A 13,367-nucleotide genomic window follows, 5' to 3' on the forward strand; every position below is an offset into this window, starting at 1 on the left:
GAGCGCGCCACCGACGTGTCGTCGAGGACGTGTCGCGGATCTTCAAGCGGCTGTCGCCCTCCCCGTCCTACCGTGGCGACATGACGGATCAGACACCTCCGGCCGGCGTGACCGGCGCACACACGACCGACGGCCGCCCGCACAGCGCGACCTCGCTCACCCCCTTCCTCGCGATCCCCGACGCCGCCCGCGCCGTCGAGTTCTACCGGGACGTCTTCGGTGCCCGCGTGGTCGACGTCACGGAGTTCGGCGGCACCGTCGCGCACGCCGACCTCGACTTCGGACTCGGTCGGCTCCAGCTCGGCGAACCCAGTCCCGAGTACCACCTCGTGCCGGCTCCCCCGGGAGAGGACGACTGCTATTCGATGGGTCTCTATGTCCCGGATGTGGACGCCGTGGTCGCGCGCGCCGTCGAAGCGGGGGCGACCGTCCGCGAGGCGCCGTCCCTTTTCGTCTCCGGCGACCGCTACGCGAGCATCCGCGACCCGTTCGGCGTGCGGTGGTCGATCATGACGCGCGTGGAGGATCTGTCCGACGAGGAGAGCGCCCGACGGGTGGCTGCGTGGGCCGCCTCCTTCACTGCGGCACCGGAGGGCGCCGAGAGCTGAAAGCGGCCACGGCGGAGCGCTCGACCGCGGGCAGCAACGCCTCCGCGGTGCGGCGGTAGCCGAGGGCGCTCGGATGGAAGCGGTCGAGGCTGAACATCTCCTCGGGCTCGTCGAAGAACATCGGCCCCACGGCGCGCCGCAGGTCGACCGTCTCCGCGCCCTCTCGGCCTGCCGCCTCCGCCTGCACCTCGGCCAGCCGCCGGGACAGACCGGAGGCGATGCGGCGCAGCGGCTGGGGCACGGCACGCAGGGCGCCGAGGTCGGGGCAGGTGCCGACGACGACGCGGGCACCGAGCGCGTGCAGGCGGACGATGGCCTCGCGCAGATGCCGTGCCGACTCCGCGGGCGGGAGGCGGTGGGTGACGTCGTTTCCGCCGACCACGATCACGGCGACGTCGGGGCGATAGTCCGTGGGGAGCCGGGAGATCTGCCCGGCGAGATCCCGCGACTCCGCGCCCACGACCGCGGCGGTGCGCAGCCGCACCGGACGCCCGAGTCGGCGTGCCGTCGCCTTCGCGAGCCGCGCCCCGAGGGTCTCCTTCCGCCGTGCCGCTCCCAGGCCGGCAGCGAGGGAGTCGCCCAGCAGCAGGAGGTCGAGCGGCTCGCCCTCGAGCCCTGGGCGCCAGACACGGTCGGCGTCGAGCGACTGCTCCCCCAGCGGCTTCCCGATGCGCCGGCGCGCGACGGCGGCCTGCCGGTCGAGGACCGCGCGGGCTCCCACGAGCAGGACCGCGGCGAGCGCGATGACGGTGAGGAGAGGCAGGCGGCGCACGGCCCGATTCGAGCCGACCGTCGTGAACGCCCGGTGAACGCGTCTTCCGACGGGGGCGACTCAGGCCAGCGTCTTGATCTCGAGCTCGTCGTCTCCCGGCCGCACGCTCGCGAAGTGCGTGTACCCGTCCGCCGCTGACCGTTCCAGCAGCGCCTTGAGGTTCTTCGTCCGCTGCTCGAGTCGCACCCGCGCGCCCTTGGCGACGAGAGCCGTCTTGTGCGCCACGAGCTCCGCCACGGGGACGGCGGCGTCGTGGACGAGCACGATGGCCTGCGCGGCGGTCGCCGGATCCGTCGAGACGAGGTCGACCAGGCGCTCGAAGCCGAGGGAGAAGCCCACCGCGGGGACCTCCTGCTGCAGGAACCGGCCGATCATGCCGTCGTACCGTCCACCGCCGCCGAGCGAGTATGTCACGGAGGGGTGCGCGAGCTCGAAGATGGTCCCCGTGTAGTAGCCCATGCCCCGCACGAGGAAGGGGTCGAACACGAGAGGGATGTCGTCCTGCCCGCGCCCCGCCGCGACCGCCTCGCCGATGCCGACGAGGTGGGCGATGAGCTCGTCCGGCGCGCCGTCCGGGAGCGCCTTGCGGATCTGGCGGTCGCCGAACGGGTGGTACTCGAGCGTCTGCGGGCGACCGAGGAAGGCCTGGAACGCGTCGACCGCCGTGGCCGTCGCCCCCCGCTCGCGGAGCTCGGCGGCCACGCCCTCCGGTCCGATCTTGTCGAGCTTGTCGATCGTGATCAGCACCTGCGGGCGCTCGTCCTCGGTGAAGCCGAAGTGCTCGAGCATCCACTCCAGGACGCGGCGGTCGTTGATCCGCACGCTCGCGCCCTCCAGACCCAGCGCGTCGACGGTGTCGAGCGAGGCCGCCAGCAGCTCGGCCTCCGCGCGCGCCGACGCGTCGCCGATGATGTCGATGTCGCACTGGACGAACTGGCGGTAGCGCCCCTTCTGCGGGCGCTCGGCCCGCCACACGGGCCCGATCTGGATGGACCGGAAGACACCGGGGAGCTGCCCGCGGTTGCTCGCGTAGAAGCGGGCGAGCGGCACCGTCAGGTCGTAGCGCAGGCCGAGATCGGAGAGCTCGGCGGGGTCATCGGCAGCGGCGCGGATGGCCTCCGCATCCAGGCCGCGGCGCAGGATGTTGAACGACAGCTTCTCGTTGTCGCCGCCGATGCCGGCATGCAGCCGGTCGTACTCCTCGACCACGGGGGTCTCGATCTCATCGAATCCGTGCGCGCGATAGCGGTCGCGGATGACGGAGAGCACCCGCTCACGGCGGGCCTTGTCGGCGGGGAGGAAGTCGCGCATGCCGCGCGGCGCGTTCACGGTAGCCACCCGTCCATCTTCCCAGGTCGGCGGCGGTGTCCGCGTCGCGTCAGCCGGCCTCGGCGGCGCGGACCTCGTCCTCCAGGCGCGTCAGCCGTTCCCGGAGCGCGCGCTCCGCGTCCCAGCCCTCGGCCCTGGCGGTGTCCACGAGGGCGAGCAGGGCATCGCCGAGTTCCTCCTCCGAAGACGGGCGCATGGCGGACGGATGCGTGGGCACCACGCCGGCACCGGCGGCACGGCCCGACATCTTCTGGGCGCGGGCGAGGGCCGGCATCGCGCGCGGGATCCCGTCGAGCACGCTGCGGCGGGTGCGCTTCTCCGCTGCTTTGGCGGCGTTCCAGTGCACGAGCACCTCCTCCGGCGTCTCCGCGACCTCGCCGCCGAACACGTGCGGGTGCCGCCGCACCATCTTCTCGGTGAGCGTGCGGGCCACATCGTCGATGTCGAAGGGGTCGTCCGGATCCTGCGCCGCGATGGCGGCGTGGAAGAGCACCTGCCACAGCAGATCGCCGAGTTCCTCGCGGAGGTCGGCGCGAGACCCGTCCTCGACCGCGTCGATCACCTCGTGGGACTCCTCGATGAGGTACGGCACGAGATCGCGATGCGTGATGCGCTGCGACCACACGCACCGCTCCCGCACCGTGCGCATGGTCTCCGCGGCCGCACGCAGCGGATCATCGATGCCCTCGGGTCCTCGCTGCTCGCTGGTCATGCTTCCTCCGGACTCCGGCTCACGCGGGGATGGGCGCAGCGCGACGGTACCACCGGGCGCGCAGGGTGACGACGATGCCGGACAGGATCAGCGCGAGCAGCGAGCCCACGAGGACGCCGAGGATCGCCTGGTCCCGGATGACCGCATCGCCCTCGAACGCGAGGTTCGCGAGCAGGAGCGAGACGGTGAATCCGATACCGCCCAGGGCGCCAGCGGCGACGATGTCCGCGAAGGGCAGCGCCGGGTCGGCGCCCGTCGGCCGGATGCGCATGGCGAGCCAGCCGAACAGGGAGATGCCGATGACCTTCCCGACCGGCAGCGCTACGACGATCGCCCAGAACGCCGGGGACAGGGCCGTCGGCGAGACCGCCGGGATCACGACGAACGCCGCCACGAACGCGAACAGCGGCAGGATCGCCCCGTTCACGGTCGGCTCCAGCGCATGCCGGGTGCGTCCGGCGGGTACCGGCGCCATGACGAGGCCGAGCATCACGCCGGCGATGGTCGCGTGGATGCCGGACGAGGCGACGAGGCCCCACGTGACGACGCCGACGACGGCCATCGCGACCGCGACGAGTGTGTGGCCGGTGGCATGCAGCAGGCGGCTCAGCAACCAGAACACGGCCACCCCGACGATCGCGAGACCGAAGAGGAGCCACTGCACGTCGTGCGCGAAGAGCACCGCGATGAAGATGATGCCGATGATGTCGTCGAGGATCGCAAGGGCCAGCAGGAACACCCGCACCCGGGAGGGCAGTCCGCGACCGAACATCGCCAGCACGCCGAGTGCGAAGGCGATGTCGGTGGCGGTCGGGATCGGCCAGCCCGACGCCGTCTCCGGCCCGCCCGCGATCAGCAGGTACACGAGGATCGGCACGAGCACGCCGCCGGTCGCCGCGATGGCCGGCTGCACAGCCTTCCGCGGGGAGTCGAGCTCGCCGTGGGTGAGCTCGTGCCGCAGCTCGATCGCCACGACGAGGAAGAAGATCGCGAGCAGGCCGTCCGACACCCAGTGCGCGATCGAGAGGTCCAGCGCCGTCCCTGGGACCGCGAGATGCGTCTCCAGCAGTCCGGCGATCGCGTCGTGCGTGGGCAGGTTCGCGAAGAGGAGGCCGAGGCCGGCGGCCACGAGCAGGAGGACGGCGGGGAACTGCTGCCCGCGGAGGGGGTTCGCTGTGATGCGCATCCCGTCCATCGTAGGCCGGGATGTCACACGGTCGTCATGCGTGCGGGACACCCCGATCCACCCGGCTACTCTCGGAGGGTGACCCCCGATTCCCCCGCTTTCTCCGAGCCGACGCCCACCGAGGCCATCCGCGTGATCGGTCGTTTCGAAGCCGGTCGCGGCATCCCCGATGCCATGCGCTCCGACGTGCGGATGCTGGGCCAGCTCCTCGGCCAGGTGCTCCGCGAAGCCGGCGGCGACGACCTCTTCGAGGACGTCGAGCGCCTGCGCCTCGCGACGATCCAGGCCTACGAGGACCACAGCTCCGACGCGTTCGACCGCGCCGCGGCGATCGCCGACTCCTTCACGATCGCCCGCGCCGACGAGGTCGCCAGGGCGTTCACCTGCTACTTCCACCTCGTGAACCTCGCCGAGGAGCACCAGCGCGTGCGCGTGCTCCGGGAGCGGGCGGGACAGCCGAGCCCTTCGACAGGCTCAGGGGCCCAGGGGGGCTCGGGCCCTTCGACAGGCTCAGGGACCCAGGCGACGGACACGGTCGCGGGGGCGTACGCCCGGCTGCGCGAGGAGGTCGGCGACGACGAGGCCCGCCGGCGTCTGGACGGCCTGCGCTTCCACCCGGTCTTCACGGCGCACCCGACCGAGGCCCGTCGACGCGCCGTCTCGTCGAGCATCCGCCGCCTCTCCGAGCTGCTCACCCAGCACGACGCGGCGAGCGCCGGCGGCTCCGAGGAGCACCGGGCCCGCCGCCGGATGCTCGAGGAGATCGACACCCTCTGGCGGACGGCGCCGCTGCGCGCACAGAAGCCCTCACCGACCGACGAGGTGCGCACCGTCATGGGCGTCTTCGACGAGACGCTGTTCACCACGGTCCCGCACGTCTACCGCCGGATCGACGACGCCCTCCGCGGCGAGGAGTCCGGCGCCAGCGCTCCGGTCGTCCCCGCGTTCGTGCGTATCGGCTCCTGGGTCGGCGGCGACCGCGACGGCAACCCGTTCGTCACCGCCGCCGTGACCCGTGAGGCGTCGCAGATCGCCTCCGACCACGTGCTCCGCGGGCTCGAGCGGGCACTCGACCGGATCGGCCGCACCCTCACGCTCGCCGCCGACGACACCCCGCCCAGCACCGAAGTCATCGCGCTCTGGGAGCGTTTCGCGGCCGCAGAGCCGGCGGTCGCCGACGAACTCGCAGCCCGCTCGCCCGACGAGCCGCACCGCCGTGTCGTCCTCGTCATGGCCCGCCGCGTGGCGGCCACCCGCCGCGGAGACGACGAGGGCTACACCGGTCCCGAAGAGCTGCTCGCGGAGCTGCGCGCCGTGCAGTCCTCCCTCGTCGCCGCCGGAGCCCGCCGCCACGCCTTCGGGGGCGTGCAGCACCTGATCTGGCAGGTCGAGACCTACGGCTTCCACCTCACGGAGCTCGAGGTGCGCCAGCACTCCCAGGTGCACGCGAAGGCTCTGGCCGAGTTGGAGGCCGGCGGGGCGATCAGCACGCAGACGGAGGAGGTGCTGGAGGTGTTCCGCGCGATCGCGGACATCCAGCGCGACCGGGGGCTTCGCGCCGCGGGCCGCTACGTCGTCTCCTTCACACAGGCGGCCTCCGACCTCGCGAACGTGCACCGCCTCGCCCGCCACGCGCTCGGCGACGACGCCCCGGTGCTCGACGTCGTGCCCCTGTTCGAGACCTTCGCCGACCTCCAGGCCGCCCCGGAGATCCTCGCCGAGGCCGTCACCTTCCCCGAGTTCCGCGAGCGGATGGCCGCCACAGGGAACCGGCTGGAGGTCATGCTCGGCTACTCCGACTCCTCCAAGGACGTCGGGCCCGTCGCCGCGAACCTGGCGCTGTACACGGCGCAGGAGAAGATCGCCCGCTGGGCGCAGGAGTCCGGCATCGAACTGACCCTCTTCCACGGCCGCGGCGGTGCGCTCGGCCGTGGCGGCGGTCCCGCGAACTCGGCGATCCTCGCGCAGCCCCCGCACTCGGTCGACGGCCGGTTCAAGCTCACCGAGCAGGGCGAGGTCATCTTCGCCCGCTACGGCGAGCCCGCGATCGCGATGCGGCACATCGACCAGGTCGCCGCGGCGACGCTGCTCGCCTCGTCCCCCACGGTCGAGGAACGCACCAGCAGCGCAGCAGCCCGCTACGCCGATGTCGCCGCGACCATGGACGCCGCCTCGCGCGAGCGGTTCTTCGCGCTCGTCAAGGCCGAGGGCTTCGCCCCGTGGTTCGCCACCGTGACCCCGATGGAGGAGGTCGGCCTGCTCGCGCTCGGGTCGCGACCCGCCCGCCGCGGCCTCTCGGTCGAGTCGCTGGAGGACCTCCGGGCCATCCCCTGGGTGTTCGCGTGGACGCAGGCCCGCATCAACCTCGCCGGCTGGTTCGGACTCGGCACCGCGCTCGAGGCTGTCGGCGACGAGGAGCTGCTGGCGGAGGCCTACCGCGAGTGGCCGCTGCTGCGCACGATGGTCGACAACGTCGCGATGAGCCTCGCCAAGACCGACGAGCGCATCGCCCGGCAGTACCTCGCCCTCGGCGACCGCGACGACCTCGCCGCCCTGGTGCTCGACGAGCTCGCGCTCACCCGCCGCTGGGTCATCCGACTCACCGGTGGCGAGGGCCTGCTGGAGAACAAGCCCGTGCTGCAGCGGGCCGTGCAGCTGCGCAGCCCGTACGTCGACGCCCTCTCGCTCCTGCAGCTGCGGGCGCTCCGCGCTCTCCGGTCGGCGCCGGAGCAGCCGGAGGGCTCGGGAGCCGACGCCGAACAGCAGCGCCTGCTCCTCCTGTCCGTCAGCGGGGTCGCCGCCGGCCTCCAGAACACCGGGTGACCCGAGCCCTCCCGCCGCGTGCGCGGAGGCCCTCGTCGCCGACGCTAGAGTGAAACCTCCGCCTCACCCGGCTCTGCTTTCGCGCGCGACACGATCGCCCGCACCCCATCCCCCATCAGAAAGCCCTCCCGCGTGACCGTCACCACCCCCACCGACTTCCACCCGCTCGCCGCCTCCGTGCAGCCCGTCTTCGACACGGTGCTGGCACGCAGCCCGCACGAGCCGGAGTTCCACCAGGCCGTCCACGAGGTGCTGCACTCCATCGCCCCGGTGCTGGAGCGCCACCCGGAATACGTGGACGGCGGGATCCTGGAGCGCCTGGTCGAGCCGGAGCGGCAGATCATGTTCCGCGTGCCGTGGGTCGACGATGCCGGGAAGCTGCAGGTCAACCGCGGGTACCGCATCCAGTTCTCCTCCGTGCTCGGCCCGTACAAGGGCGGCCTGCGGTTCCACCCGTCGGTCAACCTCTCGATCATCAAGTTCCTCGGCTTCGAGCAGATCTTCAAGAACGCGCTCACCGGTCAGGGCATCGGCGGCGGCAAGGGCGGCTCCGACTTCGACCCGCACGGGAAGTCCGACGCCGAGGTCATGCGGTTCTGCCAGTCGTTCATGAACGAGCTCTACCGGCACCTCGGCGAGCACACCGACGTCCCCGCGGGTGACATCGGCGTCGGCGGCCGCGAGATCGGCTACCTCTTCGGCCAGTACCGCAAGGTCACCAACCGCCACGAGTCCGGCATGTTCACGGGCAAGGGCACCGGCTGGGGCGGCGCCGAGGTGCGGACGGAGGCCACGGGCTACGGCGCGGTGTTCTTCGCGCAGGAGATGCTCGGCGTGCACGGCGACTCCCTCGACGGCAAGCGCGTCGGCATCTCGGGCTCCGGCAACGTGGCGATCTACGCGATCCAGAAGGCCGCCCAGCTCGGCGCGACCGCGGTCACGGCGTCCGACTCCTCCGGCTACGTCGTCGACGACGCGGGCATCGATCTCGACCTGCTGCGTCAGCTCAAGGAGGTCGAGCGCGCCCGCATCGTCGAGTACGCGAACCGCCGCCCCAGCGCCCGCTTCGTGGAGAGCGGCAGCGTGTGGGACGTGCCCGTGGACATCGCGGTGCCCTCCGCCACGCAGAACGAGGTCAGCCTCGCCGACGCGGAGGCCCTCATCGCGAACGGCGTGCGTGCTGTGTCCGAGGGCGCCAACATGCCGTGCGTCCCCGAGGCGGTCGAGGCCTTCCAGAAGGCGGGCGTGCTGTTCGCCCCGGGCAAGGCAGCGAACGCGGGCGGTGTCGCGACCTCCGCGCTGGAGATGAGCCAGAACGCCTCGCGGCAGCGCTGGAGCTTCGGTGACAGTGAGAACAAGCTCCGCGAGATCATGGGCGACATCCACCGTGCCGCCTTCGAGGCCGCCGAGCGTCACGGAGTCCCCGGCGACTACGTGGCCGGTGCCAATATCGCCGGCTTCGAGCGCGTCGCTGCGGCGATGCTCGCCCAGGGCGTCATCTGACCCGGTTCGAATCGCCTGATTGGTCGTGAATCCGGCCGGGATGCGACCATCCGGGCGATTCGAAGGGTGTGCGGTCAGACCTGGCGGTCGTCGGCGTGCCGCGCGAGGGAGCTGCCGTAGCGCTCCGTGAGCTGGACCATGAGGTCGGGAGTGTCCCGGTCGACGCCGAAGACGTGTCCGGGGAAGTCGAGCTCGGGCTGGGCCGCCGCGATCTCCGCGTCCCTGTCGGGTGAGAGCAGCTGCACCGGATCGCCAACCGCGACCCACCCGATCGGCACCACCGTCCCCGACGGCAGCACGGCCCGGCGATGCACGATGGCGTTGACCCGCACCTCGCAGCGGTCCCCGACGAGCGCCCCGTTGAAGACCCGGGCCCCGGACGCGAAGAACACCTCCTCGCCCACGGTGGCCCCCGCGATGCTCGCCAGCGTGCCGACGAGGGTGTGCGCCCCGATGTGGACGGCGTTGGCCGCGGTCGCCCTGATCAGCGCGTTCTCCATGACGATGACGTGCGCCCCGAGGGTGATGGGGCCGCCCTCCGCGGTGATGACGGCGCCGTGCAGCACCTGGCAGCCGGGTCCGAGCTCCACGTCGCCGGAGATGACGGCGGTGGGAGCGACGACGGCGGTGTCGTGGATGCGGGGGCGAGCCCCGAGGTGCTCGTACAACATGCGGCCAGACTAGCCCCCGGCGTCTGCGGCGTGCACGACTTCGGAGATCATCACCGACACGCCGGACCCGAGCCGCCGGCGACGGCGTGTCGTCCGCGGGCTCCGCAGTCGTGCACGGCGGAGGCGGCCGCGACCGCCGGCCGGGTCACTCGGGCTTGGCGGGCTCGGGGAAGATGGCGGTGAACAGCTGGTCGACCCAGGCGAGCAGTTCCGCGTCGGGCAGCGGCTCCACGCCCACGCCGACCGCGGCGGGCACCGTGGGCATCGGCACGACGAGAGCCTCCCCGCCGGAGACGAGCTTCGCCTTCGGATAGAGCCGCTGCAGCCGGACCTTGATCGAGTCCTCGAGGCGGGCGGGCGCGAGGCGCAGGTTCGAGCCCATGGCCACGACGTCGGTGAGCCCGGCCCTGGCCGCCCGGCGCCGCAGTCGCGCGATCGACACGAGTCTCGTGACCTCGTCCGGCGGCGTGCCGTACCGGTCGACGAGCTCCTCCACCACGAGGTCGATCGCGTCGTCCTTCGCGGTCGCGGCCGAGGCGGCGGAGAGCTTCTGGTACGCCTCGAGCCGGAGGCGTTCGCTGTCGATGTAGTCCTCCGGGATCCGGGCGTCGAGCGGCAGCTCGAGTCGGAGCTCCTGCCCGGTCTCGACCTCCTCGCCCCGGAAGGTCGCGACGGCCTCGCCGATCATGCGCAGATAGAGGTCGAAGCCGACCCCCGCGATGTGTCCGGCCTGCTCGGCGCCGAGGAGGTTGCCCGCACCGCGCAGCTCGAGGTCCTTGAGGGCGACCTGCATACCGGAGCCGAGGTCGTTGTTGACCGCGATGGTCTGCAGCCGGTCGGCTGCGGTCTCGCTCAGCGGCTTCATGTCGTCGTAGAGGAAGTACGCGTAGGCGCGCTCCCGTCCGCGACCCACGCGTCCGCGGAGCTGGTGGAGCTGGCTCAGACCGTACTTGTCGGCGCGGTCGATGATGATCGTGTTCGCGTTGGAGATGTCGAGGCCGGTCTCGATGATCGTGGTCGACACCAGGACGTCGAACTTGCGCTCCCAGAAGTCGTCGACGACCTGCTCCAGCGCGTGCTCGCCCATCTGGCCGTGCGCGACGGCGATCCGCGCCTCGGGGACCAGCTCGGCGAGCTCCGCCGCGACGCGCTGGATCGACTGCACGCGGTTGTGCACGAAGAAGACCTGGCCCTCGCGAAGGACCTCGCGGCGGATGGCGGCGGCGATCTGCTTGTCGCTGCGGGGCCCGACGAACGAGAGGATCGGGTGCCGATCCTCCGGCGGCGTGGCGAGGGTCGACATCTCGCGGATGCCGGTGACCGCCATCTCCAGGGTGCGCGGGATCGGGGTGGCGCTCATGGCGAGGATGTCGACGTTGGTCTTCATCTTCTTCAGCGCGTCCTTGTGCTCGACGCCGAACCGCTGCTCCTCGTCGATGATCATGAGGCCGAGGTCCTTGAACAGCACCTGGTCCGTGAGGATGCGGTGCGTGCCGATCACCATGTCCACGGAGCCGTCGAGCAGGCCCTGCAGGGTGAGCCGCGCCTCCTTGTCGGTCTGGAACCGCGACAGCGGCCGCACCTTGACCGGGAACCCGGCGAAGCGCTCCGTGAACGTCTCGAGGTGCTGCTTCACGAGCAGGGTCGTCGGGACGAGCATCGCCACCTGCTTGCCGTCCTGGATGGCCTTGAACGCCGCCCGGACCGCGACCTCGGTCTTGCCGAAGCCGACGTCGCCCGAGAGCAGCCGGTCCATCGGGATCGGCCGCTCCATGTCGGCCTTGATCTCGTCGATGGTCTGCAGCTGGTCGTGGGTCTCCGCGAACGGGAACGCCTCCTCCAGCTCGCGCTGCCAGGGGGTGTCAGGGCCGAAGGCGTACCCCTTGGCGCTCATCCGGGCGGAGTAGAGCTTGACGAGCTCGACGGCGATGTCGCGGACCGCCTTGCGCGCCTTGCCCTTGGCCTGCGCCCAGTCGCTGCCGCCCATCTTCGACAGCGTCGGGGCCTCGCCGCCGACGTACTTCGACAGGAGGTCGAGCTGGTCGGTGGGCACGTACAGCTTGTCGCCGGGGTAGCCGCGCTTGGACGGCGCGTACTCCAGCACGAGGTAGTCGCGGATCGACTTCGCGGCGTTGCGGCCGCCGGTGGAGACCTCGCGCTGGGTCATCTCGACGAACCGGCCGATGCCGTGCGTGGCGTGCACCACGAAGTCGCCCTGCTTGAGCTGCAGCGGGTCGACGACGTTCTTCCGACGGGACGCGAGCTTCTTGACGACGCGCTGGTCGCCGCCGATCGTGCGGCCGTAGAACTCGTTGTCGGTGAGGACGGCGAGCTTCGCCTCGGGCACCTGGAAGCCGGCCTCGACCCCGCCCACCGTGAGGGTCGCGACCCCCGGGTCCGGTGCGTCCGCGATCGACTCCACCACCCGGGCCGCGATGCCTCGGTCGGAGAGCACGTCGCGGGCACGGTCGACGAGGCCGTGTCCGGTCGCGAGGACGACCACCCGCCAGCCGTCGGCGACCTTCGCGTCGACGAAGGCGATCGCGCCGTCGACGTTGCCGTGGAAGGAGGGGATGACGGTGGCCGCCTCGACGCTCTCCGCGGTCGCGTCGCCGATCCCGAAGGGGCTCAGGCGCCACCACACGCCGCCGCGGTCGCGGACGACCTCGCGCAGATCGGCGATGGTGAGGAAGTCGCCGGCGCCGAGGTCGATGGGGGCCGAGGCTCCCGAGGTCGCCGCGCTCCAGGCGGCGTCGAGGAACTCGCGGTTCGTCTCGCCGAGGGTGAGGGCGCGGGCGGTCGAGCGCTCGGGGTCGATGACGGCGGTCGCCGTGCCCTCGGGCAGGTACTCGACGAGCGACTTGAGGGGACCGGCGACCGCGGGCAGCAGCGACTCCATGCCCTCGACCGGGATGCCCTCGGCCATCTTCTCGAGCATGCCGCTGATGGCGGGGAAGCCCCCGATGAGCGCCCTGGCCCGCTCCCGCACCTCGGCGGTCAGCAGGAGCTCGCGGCTGGGCGGGAGGTCGACGCCTGGCACGTCGCCGGGCAGCGAGCGCTGGTCCGCCACGGAGAACGCGCGGATCTGATCGATCTCGTCGCCGAAGAACTCCACGCGGTACGGGTGTTCGGACGTGGGAGGGAAGACGTCGAGGATGCCGCCGCGGACGGCGAACTCGCCCCGTCGCGACACCATGTCGACGCGGGAGTAGGCCCGTTCCACGAGCTGCTCGGCGACGTGGTCGAGCTCGTTGCCGCGGCTGCCCACCGTCAGCTCCAGCGGCACGATGTCGCCGAGGTTCCCGGCGATGGGCTGCAGCGCGGCGCGCACGGAGGCGACGACCACGAGAGGGCGCTCCCCTGTCCATTCGGCGACGCGGCGCAGGGTCTGCAGTCGCAGGCCGACCGTGTCCGGGCTGGGGCTGAGGCGCTCGTGCGGCAGCGTCTCCCAGGCCGGGAAGGTGAGCACCTCGGCATCCGGGACGTAGGTCTCCAGGGCCTGCGCGACCGATTCCGCGCGGCGCCCCGTGGGCACCACGGCCAGCAGCGCCGCCGGGTGGCCGGCCGCCGCACGCTTGGCGAGCAGACCGGCGAGAACGGGCGCGTCGAGCCCGTCGACCAGGCCGAGGTCGGCGTCGGTGTGCGCCCAGGCGAGAGCGTCACGATACAGAGACGCCTCTTCCAAGGCGCGCAGAATCCCCGGAACAGTCACCGGACAAGCCTAATCGCGCCCACGGACACTGCGGTCGACTCTCCCTGTCCC

The 13,367-nt window shown here is 71.9% G+C and carries 9 protein-coding genes; 3 read left to right on the plus strand and 6 right to left on the minus strand.

The genetic code is table 11. From position 1 onward, the window contains the following. Window positions 1-80 precede the first annotated feature (80 nt). Window positions 81-608 carry a VOC family protein gene (locus AB0P08_RS00675; protein ID WP_363587473.1) on the plus strand — a complete coding sequence of 176 codons (528 nt, stop codon included), beginning with the start codon at window positions 81-83 and terminating at the stop codon, window positions 606-608. On the opposite strand, the gene AB0P08_RS00680 is transcribed toward AB0P08_RS00675, so the two are convergent. The 4 genes from AB0P08_RS00680 to nhaA form a co-directional block, all read right to left on the minus strand. Continuing rightward, window positions 577-1,380, minus strand: coding sequence for an SGNH/GDSL hydrolase family protein (locus AB0P08_RS00680; RefSeq protein WP_363587475.1), 804 nt, complete (start codon window positions 1,378-1,380; stop codon window positions 577-579). The two genes, AB0P08_RS00675 and AB0P08_RS00680, sit on opposite strands and share 32 nt — an antisense overlap. 60 nt (window positions 1,381-1,440) lie before the next feature. Continuing rightward, window positions 1,441-2,691: a histidine--tRNA ligase gene (hisS, locus tag AB0P08_RS00685; protein ID WP_363588583.1), complete on the minus strand. Its 1,251-nt coding sequence runs from the start codon at window positions 2,689-2,691 to the stop codon at window positions 1,441-1,443. 67 nt (window positions 2,692-2,758) lie between these two features. Beyond that, a complete protein-coding gene (locus tag AB0P08_RS00690) occupies window positions 2,759-3,421 on the minus strand; it encodes a nucleoside triphosphate pyrophosphohydrolase (RefSeq protein WP_363587477.1) in 663 nt (220 codons plus the stop codon). 19 nt (window positions 3,422-3,440) lie between these two features. Then, a complete protein-coding gene (gene nhaA / locus AB0P08_RS00695) occupies window positions 3,441-4,607 on the minus strand; it encodes a Na+/H+ antiporter NhaA (RefSeq protein ID WP_363587479.1) in 1,167 nt (388 codons plus the stop codon). A 174-nt stretch (window positions 4,608-4,781) separates the two neighbouring features. Between nhaA and AB0P08_RS00700 the strand changes: the two genes are divergently transcribed. Both AB0P08_RS00700 and gdhA read left to right on the plus strand, forming a co-directional pair. After that, window positions 4,782-7,430 (plus strand): phosphoenolpyruvate carboxylase, encoded by a 2,649-nt coding sequence (locus AB0P08_RS00700; RefSeq protein WP_522727294.1) that lies wholly within the window; start codon window positions 4,782-4,784, stop codon window positions 7,428-7,430. Between the two features lie 132 nt (window positions 7,431-7,562). Next, window positions 7,563-8,933 carry an NADP-specific glutamate dehydrogenase gene (gene gdhA / locus AB0P08_RS00705; RefSeq protein WP_363587483.1) on the plus strand — a complete coding sequence of 457 codons (1,371 nt, stop codon included), beginning with the start codon at window positions 7,563-7,565 and terminating at the stop codon, window positions 8,931-8,933. 74 nt (window positions 8,934-9,007) lie between these two features. On the opposite strand, the gene AB0P08_RS00710 is transcribed toward gdhA, so the two are convergent. Both AB0P08_RS00710 and mfd read right to left on the minus strand, forming a co-directional pair. Next, complete coding sequence (locus AB0P08_RS00710; RefSeq protein WP_025103909.1) at window positions 9,008-9,604, minus strand: gamma carbonic anhydrase family protein; 597 nt, start codon at window positions 9,602-9,604, stop codon at window positions 9,008-9,010. Window positions 9,605-9,749: 145 nt separating this feature from the next. Further along, the gene (gene mfd / locus AB0P08_RS00715; RefSeq protein ID WP_363587485.1) at window positions 9,750-13,316 is read right to left on the minus strand and encodes a transcription-repair coupling factor; all 3,567 of its coding nucleotides are present in this window, start codon (window positions 13,314-13,316) and stop codon (window positions 9,750-9,752) included. Window positions 13,317-13,367: the final 51 nt, after the last annotated feature.

Source organism: Microbacterium meiriae (assembly GCF_040686935.1).
Classification (GTDB): Bacteria; Actinomycetota; Actinomycetes; order Actinomycetales; family Microbacteriaceae; genus Microbacterium; species Microbacterium meiriae.

Bases quoted from the DNA above. Each gene is read 5' to 3' on its own strand.
- AB0P08_RS00675 (WP_363587473.1), top strand. From the start codon at position 81: ATGACGGATCAGACACCTCCGGCCGGCGTGACCGGCGCACACACGACC.
- hisS (WP_363588583.1), bottom strand. From the start codon at position 2,691: ATGCGCGACTTCCTCCCCGCCGACAAGGCCCGCCGTGAGCGGGTGCTC.
- AB0P08_RS00690 (WP_363587477.1), bottom strand. From the start codon at position 3,421: ATGACCAGCGAGCAGCGAGGACCCGAGGGCATCGATGATCCGCTGCGT.
- nhaA (WP_363587479.1), bottom strand. From the start codon at position 4,607: ATGCGCATCACAGCGAACCCCCTCCGCGGGCAGCAGTTCCCCGCCGTC.
- AB0P08_RS00700 (WP_522727294.1), top strand. From the start codon at position 4,782: ATGCGCTCCGACGTGCGGATGCTGGGCCAGCTCCTCGGCCAGGTGCTC.
- AB0P08_RS00710 (WP_025103909.1), bottom strand. From the start codon at position 9,604: ATGTTGTACGAGCACCTCGGGGCTCGCCCCCGCATCCACGACACCGCC.